The 23,131-nt window shown below is 36.4% G+C and carries 27 protein-coding genes; 24 read left to right on the forward strand and 3 right to left on the reverse strand.

Annotation, left to right across the window (positions count from 1 at the left end; all coding sequences use genetic code 11):
• Positions 1–34: 34 nt before the first annotated feature.
• Both AC0IXC_RS10695 and AC0IXC_RS10700 read right to left on the reverse strand, forming a co-directional pair.
• The gene (locus AC0IXC_RS10695) at positions 35–355 is read right to left on the reverse strand and encodes a hypothetical protein (RefSeq protein ID WP_016100630.1); all 321 of its coding nucleotides are present in this window, start codon (positions 353–355) and stop codon (positions 35–37) included.
• Positions 336–914, reverse strand: coding sequence for a GNAT family N-acetyltransferase (locus AC0IXC_RS10700; RefSeq protein ID WP_471652879.1), 579 nt, complete (start codon positions 912–914; stop codon positions 336–338). The genes AC0IXC_RS10695 and AC0IXC_RS10700 overlap by 20 nt, the downstream gene beginning before the upstream one ends.
• 181 nt (positions 915–1,095) lie before the next feature.
• On the opposite strand from AC0IXC_RS10700, the gene AC0IXC_RS10705 reads away from it, so the two are divergent.
• The 9 genes from AC0IXC_RS10705 to AC0IXC_RS10745 are packed head-to-tail and all read left to right on the forward strand — an operon-like array spanning position 1,096 to position 6,617.
• Entirely contained in the window at positions 1,096–1,377 is a 282-nt protein-coding gene (locus AC0IXC_RS10705; RefSeq protein WP_000816054.1) for a YqhV family protein, read from the forward strand.
• 27 nt (positions 1,378–1,404) lie between these two features.
• Complete coding sequence (gene spoIIIAA / locus AC0IXC_RS10710; protein WP_002143102.1) at positions 1,405–2,331, forward strand: stage III sporulation protein AA; 927 nt, start codon at positions 1,405–1,407, stop codon at positions 2,329–2,331.
• On the forward strand, positions 2,325–2,840 hold the full coding sequence (spoIIIAB, locus tag AC0IXC_RS10715) for a stage III sporulation protein SpoIIIAB (RefSeq protein WP_002088574.1): 516 nt from the start codon (positions 2,325–2,327) through the stop codon (positions 2,838–2,840). Before spoIIIAA ends, spoIIIAB begins: the two co-directional genes overlap by 7 nt.
• 14 nt (positions 2,841–2,854) lie before the next feature.
• Entirely contained in the window at positions 2,855–3,058 is a 204-nt protein-coding gene (gene spoIIIAC, locus AC0IXC_RS10720; RefSeq protein WP_000020914.1) for a stage III sporulation protein AC, read from the forward strand.
• Positions 3,059–3,081: 23 nt separating this feature from the next.
• Entirely contained in the window at positions 3,082–3,465 is a 384-nt protein-coding gene (gene spoIIIAD, locus AC0IXC_RS10725; RefSeq protein WP_078172833.1) for a stage III sporulation protein AD, read from the forward strand.
• A gap of 10 nt (positions 3,466–3,475) precedes the next feature.
• Entirely contained in the window at positions 3,476–4,648 is a 1,173-nt protein-coding gene (gene spoIIIAE / locus AC0IXC_RS10730; RefSeq protein WP_002067101.1) for a stage III sporulation protein AE, read from the forward strand.
• 12 nt (positions 4,649–4,660) lie between these two features.
• A complete protein-coding gene (gene spoIIIAF, locus AC0IXC_RS10735) occupies positions 4,661–5,293 on the forward strand; it encodes a stage III sporulation protein AF (RefSeq protein ID WP_002015059.1) in 633 nt (210 codons plus the stop codon).
• Complete coding sequence (gene spoIIIAG, locus AC0IXC_RS10740; RefSeq protein ID WP_002088572.1) at positions 5,283–5,945, forward strand: stage III sporulation protein AG; 663 nt, start codon at positions 5,283–5,285, stop codon at positions 5,943–5,945. The genes spoIIIAF and spoIIIAG overlap by 11 nt, the downstream gene beginning before the upstream one ends.
• A gap of 15 nt (positions 5,946–5,960) precedes the next feature.
• Positions 5,961–6,617, forward strand: coding sequence for a SpoIIIAH-like family protein (locus AC0IXC_RS10745; protein WP_002015062.1), 657 nt, complete (start codon positions 5,961–5,963; stop codon positions 6,615–6,617).
• A gap of 58 nt (positions 6,618–6,675) precedes the next feature.
• On the opposite strand, the gene AC0IXC_RS10750 is transcribed toward AC0IXC_RS10745, so the two are convergent.
• Entirely contained in the window at positions 6,676–6,873 is a 198-nt protein-coding gene (locus AC0IXC_RS10750; protein WP_012261697.1) for a hypothetical protein, read from the reverse strand.
• 471 nt (positions 6,874–7,344) lie between these two features.
• On the opposite strand from AC0IXC_RS10750, the gene accB reads away from it, so the two are divergent.
• From accB to AC0IXC_RS10825, 15 genes are all read left to right on the forward strand, one after another.
• Entirely contained in the window at positions 7,345–7,833 is a 489-nt protein-coding gene (accB, locus tag AC0IXC_RS10755) for an acetyl-CoA carboxylase biotin carboxyl carrier protein (protein WP_002033941.1), read from the forward strand.
• A gap of 16 nt (positions 7,834–7,849) precedes the next feature.
• Entirely contained in the window at positions 7,850–9,202 is a 1,353-nt protein-coding gene (gene accC, locus AC0IXC_RS10760) for an acetyl-CoA carboxylase biotin carboxylase subunit (RefSeq protein WP_002015065.1), read from the forward strand.
• Positions 9,203–9,224: 22 nt separating this feature from the next.
• Positions 9,225–9,617, forward strand: coding sequence for an Asp23/Gls24 family envelope stress response protein (locus AC0IXC_RS10765; RefSeq protein WP_000807630.1), 393 nt, complete (start codon positions 9,225–9,227; stop codon positions 9,615–9,617).
• A gap of 348 nt (positions 9,618–9,965) precedes the next feature.
• Positions 9,966–10,358 (forward strand): N utilization substance protein NusB, encoded by a 393-nt coding sequence (gene nusB, locus AC0IXC_RS10770; RefSeq protein WP_002067080.1) that lies wholly within the window; start codon positions 9,966–9,968, stop codon positions 10,356–10,358.
• A gap of 23 nt (positions 10,359–10,381) precedes the next feature.
• Positions 10,382–11,242: a bifunctional methylenetetrahydrofolate dehydrogenase/methenyltetrahydrofolate cyclohydrolase FolD gene (folD, locus tag AC0IXC_RS10775; RefSeq protein WP_002033943.1), complete on the forward strand. Its 861-nt coding sequence runs from the start codon at positions 10,382–10,384 to the stop codon at positions 11,240–11,242.
• Positions 11,243–11,268: 26 nt separating this feature from the next.
• Positions 11,269–12,627 (forward strand): exodeoxyribonuclease VII large subunit, encoded by a 1,359-nt coding sequence (gene xseA / locus AC0IXC_RS10780; protein ID WP_002015068.1) that lies wholly within the window; start codon positions 11,269–11,271, stop codon positions 12,625–12,627.
• Positions 12,617–12,847: an exodeoxyribonuclease VII small subunit gene (xseB, locus tag AC0IXC_RS10785; protein ID WP_000428422.1), complete on the forward strand. Its 231-nt coding sequence runs from the start codon at positions 12,617–12,619 to the stop codon at positions 12,845–12,847. The genes xseA and xseB overlap by 11 nt, the downstream gene beginning before the upstream one ends.
• Entirely contained in the window at positions 12,847–13,740 is an 894-nt protein-coding gene (gene ispA / locus AC0IXC_RS10790) for a (2E,6E)-farnesyl diphosphate synthase (RefSeq protein ID WP_002015072.1), read from the forward strand. The genes xseB and ispA overlap by 1 nt, the downstream gene beginning before the upstream one ends.
• A 307-nt stretch (positions 13,741–14,047) precedes the next feature.
• The gene (gene dxs / locus AC0IXC_RS10795) at positions 14,048–15,940 is read left to right on the forward strand and encodes a 1-deoxy-D-xylulose-5-phosphate synthase (RefSeq protein WP_002143098.1); all 1,893 of its coding nucleotides are present in this window, start codon (positions 14,048–14,050) and stop codon (positions 15,938–15,940) included.
• Positions 15,941–15,943: 3 nt separating this feature from the next.
• Positions 15,944–16,783: a TlyA family RNA methyltransferase gene (locus AC0IXC_RS10800; RefSeq protein ID WP_002015074.1), complete on the forward strand. Its 840-nt coding sequence runs from the start codon at positions 15,944–15,946 to the stop codon at positions 16,781–16,783.
• A gap of 142 nt (positions 16,784–16,925) precedes the next feature.
• Positions 16,926–17,375, forward strand: coding sequence for an arginine repressor ArgR (gene argR, locus AC0IXC_RS10805; RefSeq protein WP_002015076.1), 450 nt, complete (start codon positions 16,926–16,928; stop codon positions 17,373–17,375).
• Positions 17,376–17,645: 270 nt separating this feature from the next.
• Positions 17,646–19,385, forward strand: coding sequence for a DNA repair protein RecN (gene recN, locus AC0IXC_RS10810; RefSeq protein WP_002088564.1), 1,740 nt, complete (start codon positions 17,646–17,648; stop codon positions 19,383–19,385).
• Positions 19,386–19,504: 119 nt separating this feature from the next.
• Positions 19,505–20,797 carry a SpoIVB peptidase gene (gene spoIVB, locus AC0IXC_RS10815; protein WP_002015079.1) on the forward strand — a complete coding sequence of 431 codons (1,293 nt, stop codon included), beginning with the start codon at positions 19,505–19,507 and terminating at the stop codon, positions 20,795–20,797.
• A 286-nt stretch (positions 20,798–21,083) separates the two neighbouring features.
• Positions 21,084–21,878 carry a sporulation transcription factor Spo0A gene (gene spo0A / locus AC0IXC_RS10820; RefSeq protein ID WP_002015081.1) on the forward strand — a complete coding sequence of 265 codons (795 nt, stop codon included), beginning with the start codon at positions 21,084–21,086 and terminating at the stop codon, positions 21,876–21,878.
• Between the two features lie 147 nt (positions 21,879–22,025).
• Positions 22,026–23,006: a tyrosine-type recombinase/integrase gene (locus AC0IXC_RS10825; RefSeq protein ID WP_471652880.1), complete on the forward strand. Its 981-nt coding sequence runs from the start codon at positions 22,026–22,028 to the stop codon at positions 23,004–23,006.
• Positions 23,007–23,131: the final 125 nt, after the last annotated feature.

A 23,131-nucleotide genomic window follows, 5' to 3' on the forward strand; every position in this document is an offset into this window, starting at 1 on the left:
AGAAAAGCACTCGTGATTATCACGAGTGCTTTTTTTATAGGAAATAGGGCAGATAGTAAATTGCAGTTATAACAAAACTAACTGTGACGAGTGAAAGGGTACCCATAATATATGGAGTCAAAACAATTTGAAACGGGCGTATTTCACCAGTTTCAATACCGGTAAAAGTTTTATTCGTTACATGATCCATATTGTTATTTCTAAAGTTACTCATAATAATTAACCACGTAATTGCAAATATTGCTAGACTGCCAAGGAAAAAGCTCTCCAAAAATGACCAGCCGACCATTTTTGAAAAAAGATAAATAATAGCTAATTCTACTACAATTGTTAAACTAATTTTTAATGCTTTCATATTTTCCCCCCTCATTTTGTACGTCCAGCCAATTTGAAAAATTCTTGCGTGATACGACATGTAGTGAGCAAGGTGACTTTACTTCTTTCTCAAGTGCAGCATGTTCGCCTGGAAACTTGTTTTCCACATGCAATGAAATATAAGGTAGTTTCTCTTGCGCCTTTAAAGAGCGAATGTTAGTCGTTTTGGCACCAGCGAATACGTATGTGAGTTGTAAGTCTAAGAAAGCAACTTTAAAGATTTCTTTTTTAGCGGCCTCGTTATATCCTTTTCCCCAGTATGGATAGCCGATCCAACTGCCAATGTGAGATTGCTTTTTCTCATAATTAATATGTTTAAGTGTGGTGAGGCCAATTATTTCATTTTCTTCATTTACAATCACTCTTGATAAGGAGTGCTTTTTTCGTTCCTCTTCAATTGCAAAAAGAATGAATGTTTTTGTATCTTCCACTGATTCTACTTTTAGCCCTAATACATTTTTTACATGTGGATTGCTTGATAGCTCAAAAATCACATTTGCATATCGTAAATCGAGCGGTAATAAAGTAACTTGCTTCATCATCTATGCTCCTTTTCTATTAAATATACCATAAATTAATTAGAATATTCAGTTTTAGGTTAAGTCGATAGAGAAAAATTATGTTTTTACTTCTGAAATAGACAACCTCTGCATATGGTTGTACAAATATATTCTTTTTCAGAATAAGGAAGTAGTAACTGTTATGGGAGAAGGTGGGAGAATGAAACAGTGGCTAGCGGCAATGGAAACATCCGTGCTTGTTATGGGATTACTTCGGTTGTTTTCAGGAAGCGCGGAAATATTCGCCGCTCTGCTTATGCTTTACGTGAATGATGCGAAGAAAGCATTGTTTATAAATGGTATGTTGGCGTTTGTTGGACCGACCGTATTAATTTTAACAATGACAATTGGCATAGCGAGTGTAGCAAGTGAGATTTCTTTCTTGAAACTCTTTTTTCTAGCGCTTGGAATTGGCTGCATTTTTATCGCGTTGTTGAAATAGTAAGTCGAGTATAGTGGGGAGAAGCTTATGAAAGAAGTATTAGAAGTTTTACCGAAAGCGATGAGACAGTTAGTTGAAGGCTGTAAACAATACGATACTCTAGAGGAAATTCGCGTTCGAATTGGAAGGCCACTAGAGTGTATTGCACATGGAGAAGTGTTTTTCTATGACTATATCGCTACAGCGGAAGATGCAATCCATTTATTGAATAAATTAAGTCAATTCTCAATTTATACGATGGAAGAGGAATTGAAACGTGGATATGTGACACTACGAGGAGGACATAGAATTGGCCTAGCTGGAAAAGTCATTACAGAAAAAAGCGCAGTGAAAATGATTCGAGATGTCTCTTCTTTTAATATTCGTATTGCCCGTCAAAAAATAGGGATTGCTGAGCCGCTTCTGCCATATCTTTATGAATCGCGATGGTTAAACACGATGGTAATTGGCCCACCGCAAACGGGGAAAACAACACTTTTAAGAGATGTAGCACGCTGTATGAGTCAAGGTGTAAGTGCTTCGAAAATTCCTTCATGTAAAGTGGGGATTGTTGATGAACGATCAGAAATTGCGGGCTGTGTGAAAGGAATCCCGCAATATGACTTTGGCGTGCGAGTAGATGTATTAGACGCTTGTCCAAAAGCTGAAGGAATGATGATGATGATTCGTTCTATGAGCCCAGACATATTAATCGTAGATGAAATTGGACGTAAAGAAGATAGTGAAGCGATTATGGAGGCGGTACATGCAGGTGTTCAGCTTTTTATAAGTGCACATGGATTTTCTTATGATGATGTTGTGAAACGTCCATCGTTACAGGCGGTGCTGGAACTTGGTGTATTTGATAGGTTTGTGGAATTATCAAAAGCGAGAGGGCCAGGAACAGTTATGCAAGTGAAAGATAGAGATGGAAAACCAGTATTATCCCATAGAAAGGTTCAAGGCGTATGGTGAAAATATTTGGTGCGGTATTAATAGTTGCTGTTAGCACTTTTTTCGGATTTTCATACGCTAAAAGGTACAGTGAGAGACCGCGGCAACTTAGGTTATTGAAGGCAGCATTGCAATCATTAGAAGCTGAAATTATGTATGGACACACGCCTTTATCTGAGGCTGCAGAGCGTTTAGTCAAACAAATGCCGAAGCCGTTAAATTGGATATTTCAAAGCTTTTCGAAACGGCTAGAGGACGGGGAGCAAACAGTTAGAGAAGCTTGGATTGATAGTTTGAAGGAGAACTGGACGTTAACGGCGTTTAAACAAACCGAGTATGAAATCTTACAACAATTTGGTGAAACACTTGGACAACATGATCGTGAATCACAGCAAAAACATATTCGCTTATGTATTACACATTTGGAGAGAGAAGAAGGAGAAGCGAAAGCATTACAACTACAATATGAAAAAATGATAAAGAGTTTAGGGGTACTAGCAGGGCTACTTATCGTAATTTTACTGCTATAGGGGGGAGAAAGGCGATGTCCATTGATGTTGGATTAATATTTCAAATCGCCGGAATCGGCATTGTTTTAGCTTTCATTCATACTGTACTAAAAGAATTAAAGCGAGAGGATATTGCAAATTGGGTTATCCTTGTCGGTTTTGTCGTTATTTTGTTTCATGTTGCATTTTTAATTAATACTCTATTCGACAAGATTAAAAGTGTCTTTCTCTTCCAGTAAAGGAGGCGGTTCGAATCGAAATTATACAAATTGTCGGATTAGGCCTCGTTGCTACATTTTTAGCTGCTGTTTTAAATCAGCATAAGTCTAGTATTACATCGTTATTTATTGTGTTCATTGGTAGCATGATGTTTCTTCTCTTAATCGATCAAATTCATTCTATTTTACAAATGATTGAGAGAGTGGCGAGTGAAGCGAAGGTTAGCAACGTATATGTAGAAACGTTATTGAAAATTATAGGGATTGCTTATATCGCTGAGTTTGGTGCGCAAATTACAAAGGATGCTGGTCAAGGTGCAATCGCTTCGAAAATTGAATTAGCTGGGAAAATCTTAATTCTCGTCATGGCAATTCCTATTTTGACGGTTGTAATTGAAACAATTCTCGGTTTTTTACCTACGGGATAAGGGGGAGTGAATGTTGAGGAAGTTTGGAGCTAAGCTATTATTTGCTTGCTTCCTTTTCTTTTCTTTACCGATTGTTGTACAAGCTTCTCCTATAGAAACAAACGTCGTTGATCAACAATTGGATAAGCTCGGAATTGAAGATGTGAAGCAATTTTGGGACGGGCTTGTTACAAAGTATGGAGGCTATTTACCAGAGAGTCAAAAAGGAAGCTTTATGGAGTTTGTAAAGGGAGAAAAAGAGTTCTCCATAAAAGAGTGGATGATAGGTCTACTAAAATATTTATTTCATGAGCTTGTTGCAAATGGAAAGTTACTCGGAACGCTCATTATGCTCACGATTTTCAGTGCATTGTTGCAATCGTTGCAATCTGCTTTTTCAAAGAGTAGCGTGAGTAAAATCGCTGATGCAGTCGTATACATGGTACTTATTATTTTCGCTTTAAATAGTTTTTATGTCGTTATGACATATGCAAGAGAGACGATACAAACAATGGTAGATTTTATACTAGCGTTATTACCAATTTTACTTGCACTCGTAGCAACAGGCGGCGGTGTTGTTTCTGTATCATTTTTTCATCCAATCATCATTTTCTTAATGAATACGAGTGGGCTTCTTATGAACTATATCGTTCTACCACTTTTATTACTTGCAACTATATTAAGTATTGTAAGCACGATGAGTGATCAATATAAAGTTACGAAATTGTCCAAGCTTTTGCAAAACGTTAGTGTTGGGATTATTGGTATCTTTTTGACGGTTTTTTTAGGCGTATTATCTGTACAGGGAACAGCGTCAGCCGTTGCTGATGGTATAGCTGTGAAAACGGCTAAATTTGTAACAGGAAATTTCATTCCTGTAGTAGGAAGGATGTTTACTGAGGCGGCGGATACTGTTATTAGTGCATCTGGATTATTAAAAAACACAGTCGGAATTATCGGGCTCGTTATTTTATGCTTAATTGTCGCTTTCCCAGCGATTCAAATTTTTTGTATCGCGTTTATTTATAAATTCGCAGCAGCAGTATTGCAACCAGTAGGCGGAGGAGCAATTATTCAATGTTTAGATATCATTGGACGAAGTATCATTTACGTATTTGCTTGCTTAGCTATCGTATCATTTATGTTCTTTTTAAGTATCACAATTATTATTGCTGCCGGGAACATTACTCTCATGATGCGGTAGGAGGTGAAGAGTATGCAATTTGTTACAGAGTGGATTAGAAATATTATCGTTTTTTTACTCTTAGCGACAATGCTTCATCTTATTCTTCCAAATTCAAATTTGCAAAAGTACGTTAAATTCGTTGTAAGTCTATTGTTAGTCGTATTAATTTTAACGCCTCTATTTAAGTTGTTACAAACAGATGTAAATGAAGTTATCGCAAATTTCAATGAGGAAAAGTACGTAGCAGATGGATCTGTAAAAAATTCGATAGATTCGAAGAAAAAAGAAATACAAGCTCTAACACGTGCATATAGTTTAGAAGAGATGGCTACCAAAATGAAAAAAGACGTAGGAAAAGAGTTTGAGAAAAAGTATGGTATGACAGTCTCTGAAATACAAATAGTAGCAGTGGAACATGCAGAAGAAGTAAAGTCAGCGAAAGATATTCAATCTGTTGTTGTGACGTTGAAAGAAAAAGAACGTAGTAAAAATGATGCAATCGAAACAGTAAAGCCAATTGAAATTAATATGAAAGAACCTCCAAAAAAAATAGAAGAAACGAATGTAGAAATGAAAGATTTCTTTTCAAGCAGGTGGCAACTAGAGGATAAACAAATCCAAGTTCAGATGGAAGGGAGGACAGGTAGCGTAAATGGACAATAAAGATAAAAATTCGAGGTTCTCATTTTTTCGAAACCTATTAAATGGGGATGGAAAAGAAAGTAATGAGAAGGGGAAAAAGGTAACACCTAAGTTTTTGCTTGTCCTACTCATACTTGGGATTGCGCTTATGTTTTCTAGTAATTTCTTATCACCTAAAAAAGAAGAAGTGCCTGTGTTTAAAGAAAAGACAAGTCAAAGCCAAGATAAAGATGTACCAACTTTCGGTCAAAAAAACAATGATAATATGTCAAATGTAGAAAAATACGAAAAAGCGTATGAACAAGAATTGAAAGCTTCTTTAGAAGAGATAGCCGGAGTAAAAGATGTAACTATTAAAGTGAACTTAGATTCATCTGAAGAAAAAATACTCGAGAAAAATACAGTAAAACGTTCACAAACGACAGGTGAAACTGATAAAGCAGGCGGGAAAAGGGAAGTAGAAGACGAGTCTCTTGATGAAAAGACAGTCATTATACGTGAAGGTGATAAAGAAACTCCAATTGTTTTGCGAACAGAGAAACCGAAAGTACGAGGTGTTCTGGTCGTAGCAAAGGGAGTGGATAATATACAAATAAAAGCAATGGTAAAAGAAGCTGTGACGCGATTATTAGATGTACCAGCTCATCGCGTTTCAGTATCACCGAAAAATTGATAGGGAGGAAATAAAGTGTTAAAAAAACAAACGGTTTGGCTATTAACGATGTTAAGTTTAGTGGTTGTACTATCTGTTTATTACGTAACAACTCCTGATAAAATGAATACAGCAGCACCGGCAACGGGTGAAAAGATGGGACAAGAAAAGCAAGGTGTTGATAAAGCAGTTACAAAAGAAACAACGAAAGAAACTACAAATAAAGAGACAACAAAAGAAAATACAAGCAAGGAAACTACAAATAAAGAAACAGACAAGAAAGAGAATGACAAAAAAGAAACAAGTAAAAAAGAGGCTAGCGTAACAGTTCAATCAAGCGATGAGAATTTTACAGCGCTACGTATGCAAATGGAAGATCAGCGTAGTGTAGAGAAAGAAAAGTTACAAAATGTAATGAAGTCATCAAAATCTTCAGCAGAAGAAAAGAGTAAAGCGAAAGATAATCTTGATGCAATCACTACGATGGAAACGAAGCAACAATTACTTGAGACAGTGATTAAATCTCAAGGCGGATATAAGGATGCTCTTGTAAGAGCTGATGGAACAGACATTAAAGTAACAGTTAAATCGGCAAAGCATTCACAAAAAGAAGCGAATAAAATTATTCAGCTCGTAAGAAGTGAAGGTGGTTCAAAAGATGTAGGTGTGAAATTTGATCCATCAGTAAAATAAATTGAAATTATAATAGGTGTTGCTGCTTCAAATTAGATAAAAGAATAATAGAAAAAAGCTATCGTTTTCGATAGCTTTTTTCTATTTCATCTTTGCAGTTGTATTTAGTATTTTCAATTGGAAACGGGGAAATACGCTGTGAGTAAAAGATTAATGGTTCGTGATGATGGTGATTAGTTTTTCCAGATTTGACGTGAATGAAGAGGACCAATGTCCAAATCACTACGGCAGGCAAGAACAGGATGAGCCATATCATATGTCCGCACCTCACTACAATAAATTTGCTACACTTTGAACATACTATTCTTTTATGAAGGAAGAATGAACGGCGCGTAAACAAAAAAATAATATTTGGTAAAAATATGTTTTTTTACCGTGGATAAAATGAAGAATGCTGAGGGAATTACGTTTTTACACTTTGCAGTTTTGAAAAAGTAAAGAATGTTTTTTAGGAAGTGGTCTTGCCAATTTTGTGTGAAACTTGGTATTATTACTAGGTAATAATTTTTTGGTGGAATAATATTTTTACAGGAGTTTCGATTTATAATAAAGAAATATAAATTGGAATGTTTAAAAAATTTAGCGTAAGATGGGAATAGTAAATATTTCTATTAGTAAATGTCATAGGAATAAATTTTCTAATAGAATACATCGTATTTTTACAGTAAATCAGTTTGATGCCAATCTGTAAAAACGGGACAAACAAGAGTATGGGAGTGGATTTTACATGTTTAAAATTCAAGAAGTTCGTGAATTAATTAAATTAATTGATAGCTCTAATATTGATGAATTTGAATACAAAAAAGACGGTACAACAATCAAAATGAAAAAACGTGGTAATGAAGTAGTTACTGTGCAAGCACCGGTAACGAAACAGGTAGTACAGCCAGCAGCATCTGTCGAAGTAGAAACAGCAGTAGCGGCAGCGCAAGTAGAAGCGCCAAAACAAGAAGAGAAGAAAGTTGTTCAAGATGAAAACCTACATAAAATCACATCACCGATGGTAGGGACATTTTATTCCTCTTCTTCGCCTGATACACCTCAATATGTAAGTGTTGGGGACAGAGTATCGAAAGATTCTATCGTATGTATTGTTGAAGCTATGAAATTATTTAACGAAATTGACGCAGATGTAGAGGGCGAAATTGTTGAGATTCTTGTTAATAACGGACAGCTTGTTGAGTATGGACAACCGCTATTTCTTGTAAAAGCGTAATAAGGGAGTCTTTGTGATGATAAAAAAAGTATTAATAGCCAATCGTGGGGAAATTGCTGTACGAATTATTCGTGCTTGTAAAGAAATGGATATTGAAACAGTTGCAATTTATTCAGAAGCAGACAAAGAGTCACTTCATGTGCAAATTGCAGATGAAGCGTATTGTGTTGGACCAACGATTTCAAAAGAAAGCTATTTAAATTTGACGAACATTATTAGTGTTGCGAAATTAACAGGTTGTGATGCAATTCATCCGGGATATGGATTTTTAGCAGAGAATGCAGATTTTGCAGAATTATGCCGTGAGTGTAACTTGATTTTTATCGGTCCAAGCCCAGAAGCCATTTCAAAGATGGGCACAAAAGACGTTGCACGTGATACAATGAAAGAAGCAGGGGTTCCGATTGTACCAGGTTCACAAGGGATTATTAAAAATACCGAAGAAGCGATCGAGCTTGCTAATCAACTTGGATATCCAGTTATCATTAAAGCGACTGCAGGTGGCGGCGGAAAAGGTATTCGTGTTGCGCGCCATGAAGAAGAGCTTGTAAAAGGAATTCAAATTACACAGCAAGAAGCCAGTACCGCTTTTGGGAACCCTGGTGTATACTTGGAGAAGTACGTTGAAGATTTCCGCCATGTTGAGATTCAAATAATGGCAGATACACATGGAAATGCCATTCATTTAGGAGAGCGTGATTGTACAATTCAGCGCCGTCTGCAAAAATTATTAGAAGAAAGTCCATCACCTGCACTTGATGAGAATATTCGCAAGCAAATGGGTGAGGCAGCAGTTAAAGCGGCGGTAGCGGTTGATTATACAGGTGCTGGTACGGTTGAGTTTATTTATGAATATAAAACGAAAAGCTTTTATTTCATGGAGATGAATACGAGAATCCAAGTTGAACATCCAGTTACTGAAATGGTAACAGGGATGGATTTAATTAAAGAACAAATTCTTGTTGCTTCTGGAGAAAAGTTATCGTTACAGCAAGAAGAAGTACAATTTAATGGTTGGGCAATGGAATGTCGAATTAATGCGGAAAACCCTGCCAAAAAATTTATGCCATCTCCAGGTAAAGTAGAAATGTACTTACCACCAGGCGGATTTGGTATTCGCGTCGATTCAGCTGTATATCCGGGATATTCAATACCACCTTTCTATGATTCGATGGTTGCTAAATTAATTGTTCACGGAAAAACACGTGAAGAGGCAATTGCAAAAATGAAGCGAGCGCTCAGTGAGTTTGTCATTGAAGGCGTACATACAACAATCCCGTTCCATTTGCAATTGCTAGAGCATCCTGATTTTGTAAAAGGTGAGTTTAACACGAAATTTTTGGAAGAGCATGAACTTGTGACGCAGTGATACATTAAAGGAGGTTTTTTTCATGGCTGAACATATGTTAGATATGGGTCAAGATACAACTCTTGGAAAAGTAGAAATTGCACCAGAAGTAATCGAAGTAATTGCAGGTATTGCAGCTGCTGAAGTAGAAGGTGTAGCGGCAATGCGTGGTAATTTTGCTACAGATGTTGTTGAGAAGTTAGGTAAGAAAAATCATGGTAAAGGTGTAAAGGTTGAATTAGCAAACGAAGATATTATTGTTGACCTTTATGTTGTGATGTATTTTGGTGTAGCGATTCCGGTTGTTGCACAAAAAATTCAAGACAATATTCGCCAAGCACTCTTTACAATGACAGGACTTGAGCCAAAAGAAGTGAACGTTCACATCGTTGGCGTAACATTCGAAACACAAAAAACAGAAATCGAACCAGTGTAAGAGTGGAAAAAGGTGCCTAGTAAAATAGGCATCTTTTTTATCGTTTCATTTCTTCACAAATTAAAACCCTCTAATTATTATACTATTTCAAAAAAAAAGAAAAATAAAACGGTATGTTTCATTTTTCCAAAAAACGTACATTGTGATAAGATATGGAACTTGAAGTTAATCTTTTTATTATTTTTCAGCCTTGTACCCCGTGTGTGAAACGATAAATTGTGTTATTATCATTGTATTATAAGGTTGGAAAATCAATGAAAACTGCAAGAGTAAGTGAATTGACGGCTTATAAATTATAATAATATAACAAAACATAAGGAAAGACTTGAAGTATAAAGGAGAGTTACAATGAAACGTAGGACGGCTAGAGAAAGAGCAATGCAAGCATTATACCAAATGGATATTACAGGTGAATTAGAACCGAAAGTAGCGGTGGAAAATACGCTAGATGAAGGCGAAGAAACAAATGAGTTTCTAGAATCACTTGTTGTAGGATTTGTAGACAACAAAGAAGAGATTGACGCAGCAATTCGTCAAAATTTAAAAAAGTGGAAGCTTGAGCGTATTAGTATTGTTGATCGCAGTATTTTACGTGTAGCTGTGTGTGAGATGAAATACATGGAAGAAATTCCGCACAATGTAACAATTAACGAAGCAATTGAAATCGCAAAAACATTTGGGGATGAGGAATCTCGTCGTTTTATTAACGGCGTTTTATCTAATATAAAAGATACACTGTAATTTCTTTAAGGGGGAAACTTAAAATGGTAGCAGTAATCATCAAAGGAAATGAAGTTGCGGAGAAAAAACGAGCACAATTAAAAGAAAAAGTTGTGAAGTTAAAAGAGCAAGGGATTGTACCAGGATTAGCAGTTATTTTAGTTGGAGAAGATCCAGCATCTCGTTCTTATGTAAAAGGAAAAGAAAAAGGCTGTGAGCAAGTAGGAATCTATTCAGAGCTAATTGAACTTCCTGAAACGATTACTGAGGAGCGTTTGCTTGTTGAAATCGATCGCTTAAATGGAGACGACCGCATTAATGGCATATTGGTACAATTACCTTTACCAAAACATATTGAAGAAAAAGCTATCATTGAAAGAATTTCACCGGAAAAGGATGTAGATGGATTTCACCCAATCAGCGTAGGACGTATGATGACGGGACAAGACACATTCCTTCCATGTACACCGCATGGCATTTTAGAATTAGTAAAAGAAACGAATCTTGATATTTCTGGAAAGCATGTTGTTGTAATTGGAAGAAGTAATATTGTTGGTAAACCAGTGGGGCAACTGTTTTTAAATGAAAATGCAACTGTCACATATTGTCATTCTAAGACGCAAAATATAAAAGAATTATCGAAGTTAGCTGATATTTTAATCGTAGCCGTTGGACGACCGAAAATGGTAACAGCTGACTATATTAAAGAGGGTGCGGTTGTAATTGATGTTGGTGTTAACCGTTTAGAAACAGGCAAACTTTGTGGTGATGTTGATTTTGACAATGTATTAGACGTTGCAGGTTACATTACGCCTGTGCCAAAAGGAGTAGGCCCAATGACTATTACAATGCTTCTTCACAACACTGTGGAGTCTGCAAAGCGTGCAGGTGTTGTTTGTCAATAATTTGAATCGGCTATGAGGAGAGAGAAATGGAGAAACAATATTTAACCGTTACAGCATTAACACGCTATATTAAAACAAAAATAGAGTATGATCCGCATTTACAGTCTGTTTGGTTAAAAGGAGAAATTTCCAACTTTAAATATCATAGTCGTGGTCATATGTATTTTACATTGAAAGATGAAAATGCAAGAATTGCAGCGGTTATGTTTGCGGGTCATAATCGTAACATTAAATTCAGACCGGAAAATGGAATGAAAGTACTTGTAAAAGGAAAGATTTCTGTTTATGAGGCGAGTGGTTCTTATCAAATTTATATTCAAGACATGCAGCCTGACGGAATTGGAAACTTGCATTTAGCTTATGAGCAATTAAAAGTTCGTTTAGAGGAAGAGGGCTTGTTTTCTCAAGTTTATAAAAAAATAATTCCTCCGTATGCTAAAACAATAGGTGTAATCACGTCGCCAACAGGAGCAGCAATTCGCGATATTATAACAACAATTAAACGTCGTTATCCAATTGGAAATGTTATTGTGTTTCCTGTACTTGTACAAGGGGAGTCAGCAGCTCCCTCGATTGTACAAGCAATTCGTACAGCGAATGAAATGGGAGATATTGATGTTTTAATTGTTGGACGTGGTGGAGGCTCTATTGAAGAATTATGGGCCTTTAATGAGGAAGTAGTTGCAAGAGAAATTTTCACAAGTGAGATTCCGATTATTTCGGCTGTAGGCCATGAAACAGATTTTACAATCGCAGATTTTGTCGCGGATTTACGTGCACCAACACCGACTGCAGCAGCTGAGCTGGCGGTACCTAATACTATAGAGTTACAAGAAAAGGTATTACAAAGAACTCTGAGATTGCAAAGAGCAATGAGAGAGAGAGTACATAAAAAAGAAGAAAAACTGCAAGTGTTACAAAAATCTTATGCGTTCCGTTATCCAAGGCAAGTGTACGAGCAAAAAGAAGAGCAGTTAGACAGGGCTCTTGAACAACTTGTTTTAGCGAAAGAGCGTTATATAGATAAAAAAGTAAATCAATTAAAGCAACTTTCATTTTATTTAGAAAAGCACCACCCATCTCAAAAAATTATACAAACGAAAACGGCAATTGAAACGTTGCAAAAGCAGTTGCAACGTGAAATGCAAACATTACTTCAAACGAAGGAGTTCGTATTTGTGAGAGCGGCTCAAAAGCTTGAGGTATTAAGCCCGCTTAAAGTAATGATGAGAGGGTATGGGCTTGTATACGATGAAGAGAAACAAGTATTAAAAAGCGTGAAAGATGTTAGCCTTGGAGATGCTGTTTCGGTTCAATTACAAGATGGAATACTAGATTGTAGCGTATCAAGCATAGAGGAGCGTGAATTGAATAATGGAAAATAAGTTAAGCTTTGAAGAAGCAATTTCGCAGCTTGAGCATCTCGTTTCTAAGCTTGAACAAGGTGATGTACCTTTAGAGGAAGCAATTTCTTATTTTAAGGAAGGCATGGAATTATCTAAGCTTTGTGATGAGAAATTGAAAGATGTACAAGAACAAATGGCAGTTATCCTTGGGGAAGATGGAGAGCTTAAACCGTTTACTGCTTTAGGAGATGAAGCATAGTGACACATATAGCTTTTGATGCTTTTTTGAAAGAGAGTAAAACTTTCGTAGAAGAAAAGCTTGTAAGCTATGCAAATGAATTACAATGTCCAAATGTGCTTCGTGAAGCGATGGCATATTCTTTGGAAGCGGGTGGGAAACGTCTCCGCCCGTTACTTTTATTTGCAACGTTACAAGCGTTTGGGAAAGAAAGAAATCTTGGAGTGGGTGCAGCTTGTGCCCTTGAAATGATTCATACATATTCGTTAATTCATGATGATTTACCTTGTATGGATGATGATGATCTAAGACGAGGAAAGCCTACAAATCATAAAGTATTTGGTGAAGCAATGGCAGTTTTAGCGGGAGATGGTTTGTTGACATATGCTTTTCAAGTTATTATGGCATATGAGCAAAAAGAAATCTCTGCTGAAAAAAAAGTAAGACTTGTACTTGAGCTTGCGAAAGCAGCAGGACCTGAAGGAATGGTTGCTGGACAAGTGGCAGATATGGAAGCTGAAGGAAAACGACTTACAATTAATGAATTAGAGTACATTCATAATCATAAGACAGGTAAACTGCTTGAGTTTGCTGTACTTGCAGGCGCGATACTTTCTGATGCTACAGAAGAGCAAGAAGAGAAGTTACTTGCATTTGCGAAATATATCGGTCTAGCTTTCCAAATTAGAGATGATATTTTGGATGTAGAAGGAACAGAAGAAGAGATTGGAAAACCGATTGGTAGTGATGCTTCCAACGAGAAGAGCACATATACGACGTTATTTACTGTAGATAGAGCAAAATCTATTTTAGAGGAGAAAATTGCAAAAGCAAAAGATTCTATTAGCTCCTTACAATTACAAGATGAGTATTTACTATCTATTTGTGATTTAATCGCAAAACGTAATAACTAATATAACAGCGTTTCCATTTGTTGAGTCATTCATCATTTTATGATATAAATGTAGGAAAGGTTTTTCTTTTCTTGTTATTGGCAAAAATATATGTAGATTACATTGCCGTTATCACTTCGTGTTAGCGGCTATTTTTTTCATCACGTAAAGAAATATGATGTATAATATGATAAGTGAAAAAATGGAAGTGTTTTCTGAAAGCAGGACAAGATAAAAAGAATAGAAAAGATAATTTCTTGTGTTGTGTAAATGTTTCTTATAATATTTGACATGTTGACAGATTATGAAATGAAAGTGAGTGATCCATGTGGATCTAACGCAAATTCAAAACCCTAGTTTTTTGAAAGATATGTCTATCAGTGAACTAGAGGGGTTGAGTGAGGATATTCGTAAGTTTTTAATTGAAGAGCTCTCTCAAACAGGTGGACATATTGCACCTAATTTAGGTGTAGTAGAACTCACAATTGCTCTGCATAAATTATTTGATAGTCCGAAAGATAAGTTTTTATGGGACGTAGGACATCAATCCTATGTACATAAAATTTTAACAGGGCGTGCGAAAGAATTCGGCACATTAAGGCAATACCAAGGTCTATGTGGTTTTCCAAAACGCTGCGAGAGTGAGCATGATGTTTGGGAAACTGGTCATAGTTCGACATCGTTATCTGCTGCAATGGGAATGGCTCTAGCACGTGATTTAAAGAAAACGGAAGAATACGTTATACCAATCATTGGCGATGGTGCATTAACAGGCGGAATGGCTTTAGAGGCATTGAACCACATTGGGCATGAAAAAACGGACATGATTGTTATTTTGAATGACAATGAAATGTCAATTGCACCAAACGTCGGTGCACTTCATAATGTACTTGGTCGTTTACGTACCGCAGGGAAGTACCATTGGGTAAAAGATGAACTAGAGTATATATTGAAGAAAATCCCAGCAGTCGGCGGGAAAGTTGCTGCGACAGCAGAGAAAATAAAAGATAGTCTAAAATATTTACTAGTATCAGGCGTCTTTTTTGAAGAATTAGGCTTTACATATTTAGGTCCGGTCGATGGGCATGATTATGAAAAGTTATTCGAAACGTTGCAATATGCAAAGAAAACAAAAGGCCCAGTACTTGTTCATGTTATTACGAAAAAAGGAAAAGGTTATAAACCAGCTGAAAGTGACGTTATTGGAACTTGGCATGGAACAGGATCGTATAAAATTGAGTCAGGTGACTTCGTTAAACCGAAAGAAGTTGCACCAGCATGGAGTGCTGTTGTTAGTGAAACAGTGCTTAAGCTAGCGAGAACGGATGAACGTATCGTTGCAATTACGCCTGCAATGCCTGTTGGATCGAAACTTGAGAAATTCCAAAAAGAATTTCCGGATCGCATGATTGATGTAGGTATTGCAGAGCAGCATGCTACAACAATGGCAGCTGGTATGGCAACACAAGGGATGAAGCCGTTCTTAGCAATTTATTCAACATTTTTACAAAGAGCATACGACCAAGTTGTTCATGATATTTGTCGCCAAAATTTAAATGTTTTCATTGGAATAGATCGCTCTGGATTAGTAGGAGCAGACGGTGAAACGCATCAAGGTGTATTTGACATCGCGTTTTTACGTCACTTGCCGAATATGGTGCTTATGATGCCGAAAGATGAAAATGAAGGTCAACATTTAGTATATACAGCGATGCAATACGAAGATGGACCGATTGCTTTACGTTATGCACGCGGAAATGGACTTGGCGTTCAAATGGATGAAGAATTAAAGGCGATTCCAATCGGTACATGGGAAACGTTAAAAGAAGGCACACAAGCAGCAATTTTAACGTTTGGTACGACAATCCCGATGGCAATGGAAGCAGCTGAGCGTCTTGAACAAGCTGGAGTATCAGTGAAAGTAGTGAATGCTCGCTTTATTAAGCCGATGGACGAAGCATATTTACATGATCTTTTAGGGAAAAATATACCGATTTTAACGATTGAAGAGGCTTGTTTAATCGGTGGCTTTGGAACGGGAGTAGTTGAATTTGCTTCTGAGAACGGATACCATAGTGCTTTAATTGAACGAATGGGTATTCCTGATCGCTTCATAGAGCATGGTAGTGTAACAAAACTGTTAGAAGAAATTGGTTTAACAACAGATGCTGTTGTAGACCGTATTCATACAATGATTCCATCAAAACAAAAAAGGGCGTAACAAATGAGCGTAAAAAAAGAAAGAGTAGATGTACTATTAGTAGAGCGAGGACTTATAGAAACGCGTGAGAAGGCTAAACGTGCTGTTATGGCAGGTCTTGTATATGCGAATGAAATGAGACTCGATAAGCCAGGGGAGAAAATCTCACAAGATACGGAGATTACGGTGAAAGGGCAAGTCATGCCGTATGTAAGCCGTGGTGGTTATAAGCTTGAAAAGGCATTAGAAACATTTCAACTTGATTTACAAGATAAGGTTATGATAGATATTGGTTCATCAACTGGTGGTTTTACAGACTGTGCGCTTCAAAATGGGGCGAAGTTATCCTACGCATTAGATGTAGGATATAATCAACTTGCGTGGAAATTGCGTCAAGATGAGCGTGTTGTTGTGATGGAACGAACGAACTTCCGTTACGTGACACCGGCAGATTTAGAGCGTGGTTTACCGCAGTTTGCAAGTATTGATGTTTCATTTATATCATTAAGGCTTATATTGCCGGTTTTAAAAACAATGCTTATGCCAAATGGTGATGTAGCTGCATTGATTAAACCTCAGTTTGAAGCTGGACGAGAACAAGTCGGGAAAAAAGGCATTGTTCGTGATAGAAAAGTACATGAAGCTGTCGTGGAAATGATTGTCGATTTTGCTCTTAAGGAAGGCTATAATATCGAAGGTTTAACATTCTCACCAATTACAGGCGGGGATGGAAATATTGAATTTTTAATTCATCTAAAGTGGCACGGTGAGCGTGAGAATGGCGAAAATCATTCTCCGGTTTCTATTGAGCAAGTTGTTACAGAAGCACATGATGTTTTAAAACAAAAAGGGAAAGGGGAATAACATATGTTGTTCCTCTTTTTGTTGTAATCGTATAATGATTGTAAAAACAATTGTGTACAAGTAATGGATTATACGGTAACATAAATAAATGAAGTATACCAATGTTTAAACTATGGTAAGAGATAGTGTGAGGTGCAAATGTATGAATAAAGGTCAGCGCCATATTAAAATCAGGGAAATTATTGCTAACAAAGAAATTGAAACACAAGATGAACTAGTTGATATTTTACGTAATGTGGGGTTTAATGTAACGCAAGCAACAGTATCGCGCGATATTAAAGAACTGCACTTAGTGAAGGTGCCATTACATGATGGCCGCTATAAATATAGCTTGCCAGCAGATCAACGATTTAATCCGTTGCAAAAATTAAAACGAAATCTAGTGGATTCATTTGTAAAATTAGACACGGCAGGACATATGCTTGTGCTAAAAACATTGCCTGGTAACGCTCATTCACTTGGGGCACTCATTGATCATTTAGAGTGGGATGAGATCGTCGGAACCATTTGTGGTGATGATACTTGCTTAATTATTTGCCGTACACCTGAAGATACAGGTGTTGTCTCTGATCGTTTCTTAAATATGCTTTAACAGAAAAATCTTGTTTACTTTCCTCTGTAAAGTGGAAAGTAAACAAGATATTTTTATTGGCGAAAAATACGGATTTTCAAATACAATACATTATTTTTTTTGAATGAAGTTAGAAAATAGGTGGATTGACCCGTAAAACGAATGTTTGGTACAATGGAGCGGGTTAGAAGAGTAATTTATACATACAAACATATAGTATAACTATTTGAATGAAGAATACTGAGAAAAGCCCTTAATAGGGGATTAGTTTATAACGAGGTGAATGGGGCATTGTTATCGGAATTATCGATCAGAAACTTTGCTATTATTGAGGCATTAAATATTTCTTTTCAAAAAGGTTTAACCGTTTTAAGTGGTGAAACAGGAGCTGGAAAATCCATTATTATTGATGCAATTAGTTTGCTTGTTGGTGGCCGTGGTTCAGCAGAATTTGTTCGATATGGAACAGAAAAGGCTGAGATAGAAGGCTTATTCTATGTAGAAGATGACAAGCATCCATGTATCGCAAAGGCAGAAGAGTTAGATATAGAAATAGAAGATGGCATGATTATTTTGAAGCGTGACATCGCTGCGAACGGAAAAAGTGTCTGTCGTGTAAATGGGAAACTTGTTACACTCAGCATATTAAAAGAGATTGGAAAAACGCTAGTTGATATTCATGGACAGCATGAAACACAAGATTTAATGAATGAAGAGCGTCATATGTTTATGCTTGATCATTTTGATGGAAATCGCATTGTTAAACAATTGGGCATATATCAAAATGTATATACAGACTATGAGAAGTTAAAAAAACAGCTGAAATCTTTAAGTGAAAATGAACAACAAATGGCCCATCGTCTAGATTTAATTCAATTCCAACATGAAGAAATTCGTAAGGCGGATTTAAAAATGGATGAAGAATATGAATTGACTGAGGAACGATTAAAAATCTCCAATTTTGAAAAGATTTATAAAGCATTAGGAGATGCGTATCGTTCGTTAAGTGGAGACGGACAGGGATTGGATCACGTAAGAAATGCAATGGGACAAATGGAGAGTATTACGCACTTAGATGAAGCGTATCAAGAAAATCATGATTCTATTGCGAATAGTTATTACTTATTAGAAGAAGTTGCATACCAGCTTAGAGAAAAATTAGATATGATGGAATATGATCCGAAACGTCTAGATGAAATTGAAACACGTTTGAATGAAATCCGTATGTTAAAGAGAAAGTATGGAAATACTGTAGAAGAGATTTTAGCGTATGCTGATAAAATTGAACAAGAAATTTTTACGATTGAAAATAAAGACGTACATATTGAAACGACGAGAAAGCAGTTAACGAAATTAGAAGGTGTTATTGTAAAAGAAGCAACGTTGTTAAGTACTATGCGTCATGAGCTTGCAGATCATCTTACAAGCGCTATTCATCAAGAATTAAAAGAACTATATATGGAAAAAACGAAATTTGAAGTGAGAATTATGAAGAGGGTAGGAAATGTAGAAGAACCTCTCGTGGAAGGAACACCGGTAAAACTTACGGCGGATGGCTACGATCATGTGGAATTTTATATTTCAACGAATCCGGGTGAACCGTTAAAGCCACTTTCAAAGGTCGCTTCTGGCGGAGAGTTATCTCGTATTATTTTAGCTTTAAAAAGCATTTTTTCTAAGCATCAAGGTGTTGCATCTGTTATTTTTGATGAAGTGGATACGGGTGTGAGTGGTCGGGTTGCACAGGCTATTGCGGAAAAAATTTATCGTGTATCAGTAAACTCGCAAGTACTTTGTATTACGCACTTACCTCAAGTAGCTTCAATGGCGGACTCTCATTTATTTATTAGAAAACAAGTGGCGAATGATCGTACGATTACATCGGTTACTGTGTTAAGTACGGATGAAAAAGTAACAGAAATTGCTCGAATGATTTCTGGTGTTGAAATTACAGATTTAACGACAGAGCATGCGAAAGAGTTACTTACGCAAGCGCATCATTTCAAACAGACAGCAGAGGCTATCCAGTAATGGATAGCTTTTTTTTCTCAAATGACGATTTCTTAATTCTTCCGGTTATAAATAAAGCGCTGCAAGGAGAGATTAAAAAGTGAAGCCAAGAGGCTGAATGTGGGGTAGGAGCGAGGAGAGTGAACAAATTGAAATTAGAAAGATTTCGAAAAATAATAGGTCTTTGTCTCCTTGTTTCTCTAGTTTTTATTGGATGTTTTAAACCGCTTCGAACGTTTATTTCATCTCCGAAGCAACTTGTTGTTTTTGAAGGACAACAATCAGAAATAGCATCATTACCAGTTTTTAAGGCTGCATCTACAAATCGTAATGTGTTTACTGTAAGTTCAAATGAACAAGAACTTATGGTAAATTCTCACCAAAATGGTGAAGCTGATATGGTGTTTCAACTTGCTGGATTTCCAGTGAAAAAAGTAAATGTGAAAGTATTAAAAGATTTTAAAGTTATTCCAGGTGGACAATCGATTGGTGTAAAATTGAACACAAAAGGTGTACTTGTTGTAGGCCATCATTTAATTCAAACTGAAAAGGGTAAAGTATCTCCTGGTGAAACAGCTGGTGTACAGATTGGAGATATGATTACTGAAATCAATGGTAAAACAATTGAAAGAATGAGTGATGTAGCACCATTTATTCATAATAGTGGAGAAACAGGTGAACCGCTTAATCTTGTTTTATTAAGAGATGGAAAATATATTCGTGCTAAGCTAACACCACAAAAAGACAATGGTGAATCCTCTTACCGAATTGGACTGTATATTCGTGATTCAGCAGCTGGTATCGGAACGATGACATTTGTACATCCAGATTCTATGAAATATGGAGCGCTTGGTCATGTAATTTCCGATAATGATACAAAAAAGCCAATTCAAGTAGAAGATGGACAAATTATGCGTTCGACAGTAACGTCTATTGAAAGAGGAAGTCACGGGAACCCGGGAGAAAAATTAGCAAGATTTTCACCGGATCGTGAAGTGATTGGTAATATTACAATAAATAGCCCGTATGGTATTTTTGGGAAATTAAACACAGATATGACAAACGGCATAATGGATAAAGCAATGCCTATCGCATTATCCCATCAAGTAAAAGAAGGGCCAGCGAAAATATTAACAGTTATTGATCAAGATAAGGTGGAAGCGTTTGATATTGAAGTTGTTAGTACGGTACCACAAAAGTTCCCGGCTACAAAAGGTATGGTTATAAAAGTGACAGATAAACGTTTACTAGCAAAAACGGGTGGTATTGTACAAGGAATGAGTGGAAGTCCGATTGTACAAAATGGGAAAGTAATTGGTGCGGTTACACATGTATTTGTAAATGATCCAACGTCAGGATACGGTGTTCATATTGAATGGATGTTACATGAGGCTGGAATTAATATTTATGATCAAGAGAAAAAAGCGAGCTAATACATATTAGCTCGCTTTTCTTTTGAAAAATTCGTTGAAATTTTGTAAAAGCTCCGCAAGAGCTGTTTTTTGTTGTAAGATATAAGCAAAGGGTTGAACGTTTCGCTGTAATTCTATGATGGAATGTGTTGCGAAAGTAAAAAAATGAACGATAAACATATTTTTTTGTGATTTTATCGGAAAGTAAGAAACTTTAAAGGGAATTTTCACACAATTGTCGAACAATTCATGTAGCCTAGAAGCTTACACATGTCGGAAGAATCGATTCGGTAAGGGAGGAAAAACTGTGGAGAAAATTAAAGTATGTCTTGTGGATGATAATAAAGAATTGGTATCGATGCTAGAGAGTTATGTTGCTGCCCAAGATGATATGGAAGTTATCGGAATTGCTTACAATGGTCAAGAATGTTTAAACTTATTGAAAGAAAAGCAGCCTGATATACTCGTTTTAGACATTATTATGCCACATTTAGATGGTCTAGCTGTGCTAGAGAAAATGCGACATATTGAAAGGTTAAGACAACCTAGCGTTATTATGTTGACAGCATTCGGACAAGAAGATGTGACGAAAAAAGCGGTTGATTTAGGGGCATCATATTTCATATTAAAACCATTTGATATGGAGAATTTAACAAGTCATATTCGTCAAGTTAGTGGTAAGGAAAGTGCTACTATTAAACGTCCATTACCATCTTTCCGATCAGCAACAACGATAGATGGAAAACCGAAAAACTTAGATGCGAGTATTACAAGTATCATTCATGAAATTGGTGTACCCGCTCATATTAAAGGGTACATGTACTTACGAGAAGCAATCTCTATGGTGTACAATGATATCGAATTACTAGGATCTATTACGAAAGTATTATATCCAGATATTGCAAAGAAATATAATACAACAGCAAGCCGTGTCGAGCGCGCAATCCGTCACGCAATTGAAGTAGCTTGGAGCCGTGGGAATATTGATTCTATTTCGTCCTTATTTGGTTATACTGTATCCATGTCAAAAGCAAAACCTACGAATTCCGAGTTTATCGCAATGGTTGCGGATAAGCTAAGACTTGAACATAAGGCTAGCTGATTCAATAGCGACAAGGGTTTGAATGCTCATCTTGTAATTGGTAAAAGCCAATAAACATGATTTCAATCCAATAAATATTTTGATACATACCCAATGAATGATTTTTATTCATTGGGTATTTTTGTGTTTTTAAAAAGGAGTGATTTCATGAAACTATCGGAAATGGAATGGTATTTAAATGACTTTTTAATTTATTGCCAAAGCAAAAATTTATCACCGAAAACAATTTCATCTTACGAACAAACATTAAAACTGTTCCTATTATGGTTAAAAAATGAACAAGACCTTGAAGAAGTCAATCATGTAAAAGCGGGACATATACGACAATACATTGCTTATGTTCAAGAGCGTGGCAAATATACGGTGGTAAGTCGTGAAGATTCAATTTATAGCAATCACCCACAGAAAAGAATGGACTACAAAAAAAGCGTGAGTAACGTAACCATTAACAATTACATTCGAAATATTAAAGTGTTTTTCAATTGGTTACATGAAGAAGGTGAGATACGGAAAAATCCTGTAGATGGTATATCGACAATTAAAACAGAGCGCAAACAAAAAAGGGCGATAACAAAACAAGAGTTTCAAAAGCTATTAGATGTGTTTGACTATACTAAATTTCATGGCTATAGAAACAAAGTTATTGTTTTGCTATTACAAGACACAGGATGCCGAATAGGAGAAACTTTAGCAATTAAAGTCGACGACATAGATTTTAAACATCGAATGATTTTATTGAAACACACGAAAGCACGACAAGAGCGATATGTATATTTTTCACAGACGCTAGCACGTGAATTGAAACATTATTTGCAATTTAAAGATAGATACACAGAAACCGACTTATTGTTCCCCACAAAGAAAGGAACTGAATTGACAATACATTCATTTGAGAAGCAATTAAAACAAGCCAGCGACAAAGCTGAGGTGTCTGTACACGCACATCAATTAAGAAATAACTTCGCAAGGGAGTATTTGATGAATGGCGGTGACATTTACACGCTATCACGAATTTTAGGTCATTCATCCGTACAAGTTACGGAACAGGCATATATGGATTTAACAAGAGAAGAAATTGCGAAGAAATATCATGAACATTCGCCATTGGCGAAATGGAAAGTTAGATAACAAAATAAAAAACGAGTGGATTATAGGACGGCCATCCTACCACTCGTTCTCACATAACAAATCCCAAAGGACTCGTCATGTTTATTTTAGCATGATTGTTTCCTTGAATCAAAAGGAGAATGAAC

The sequence above is a fragment of the Bacillus sp. AC266 genome, assembly GCF_979253805.1.

Bases quoted from the DNA above. Each gene is read 5' to 3' on its own strand.
- AC0IXC_RS10705 (WP_000816054.1), top strand. From the start codon at position 1,096: ATGAAACAGTGGCTAGCGGCAATGGAAACATCCGTGCTTGTTATGGGA.
- spoIIIAG (WP_002088572.1), top strand. From the start codon at position 5,283: ATGGACAATAAAGATAAAAATTCGAGGTTCTCATTTTTTCGAAACCTA.
- xseB (WP_000428422.1), top strand. From the start codon at position 12,617: ATGGAAAATAAGTTAAGCTTTGAAGAAGCAATTTCGCAGCTTGAGCAT.
- spoIIIAA (WP_002143102.1), top strand. From the start codon at position 1,405: ATGAAAGAAGTATTAGAAGTTTTACCGAAAGCGATGAGACAGTTAGTT.
- AC0IXC_RS10695 (WP_016100630.1), bottom strand. From the start codon at position 355: ATGAAAGCATTAAAAATTAGTTTAACAATTGTAGTAGAATTAGCTATT.
- AC0IXC_RS10700 (WP_471652879.1), bottom strand. From the start codon at position 914: ATGAAGCAAGTTACTTTATTACCGCTCGATTTACGATATGCAAATGTG.
- AC0IXC_RS10800 (WP_002015074.1), top strand. From the start codon at position 15,944: ATGAGCGTAAAAAAAGAAAGAGTAGATGTACTATTAGTAGAGCGAGGA.
- xseA (WP_002015068.1), top strand. From the start codon at position 11,269: ATGGAGAAACAATATTTAACCGTTACAGCATTAACACGCTATATTAAA.
- spoIIIAC (WP_000020914.1), top strand. From the start codon at position 2,855: ATGTCCATTGATGTTGGATTAATATTTCAAATCGCCGGAATCGGCATT.
- spoIIIAF (WP_002015059.1), top strand. From the start codon at position 4,661: ATGCAATTTGTTACAGAGTGGATTAGAAATATTATCGTTTTTTTACTC.
- AC0IXC_RS10750 (WP_012261697.1), bottom strand. From the start codon at position 6,873: ATGATATGGCTCATCCTGTTCTTGCCTGCCGTAGTGATTTGGACATTG.
- spoIIIAE (WP_002067101.1), top strand. From the start codon at position 3,476: ATGTTGAGGAAGTTTGGAGCTAAGCTATTATTTGCTTGCTTCCTTTTC.
- folD (WP_002033943.1), top strand. From the start codon at position 10,382: ATGGTAGCAGTAATCATCAAAGGAAATGAAGTTGCGGAGAAAAAACGA.
- accC (WP_002015065.1), top strand. From the start codon at position 7,850: ATGATAAAAAAAGTATTAATAGCCAATCGTGGGGAAATTGCTGTACGA.
- AC0IXC_RS10765 (WP_000807630.1), top strand. From the start codon at position 9,225: ATGGCTGAACATATGTTAGATATGGGTCAAGATACAACTCTTGGAAAA.
- argR (WP_002015076.1), top strand. From the start codon at position 16,926: ATGAATAAAGGTCAGCGCCATATTAAAATCAGGGAAATTATTGCTAAC.
- nusB (WP_002067080.1), top strand. From the start codon at position 9,966: ATGAAACGTAGGACGGCTAGAGAAAGAGCAATGCAAGCATTATACCAA.
- AC0IXC_RS10825 (WP_471652880.1), top strand. From the start codon at position 22,026: ATGAAACTATCGGAAATGGAATGGTATTTAAATGACTTTTTAATTTAT.
- spoIIIAB (WP_002088574.1), top strand. From the start codon at position 2,325: ATGGTGAAAATATTTGGTGCGGTATTAATAGTTGCTGTTAGCACTTTT.
- accB (WP_002033941.1), top strand. From the start codon at position 7,345: ATGTTTAAAATTCAAGAAGTTCGTGAATTAATTAAATTAATTGATAGC.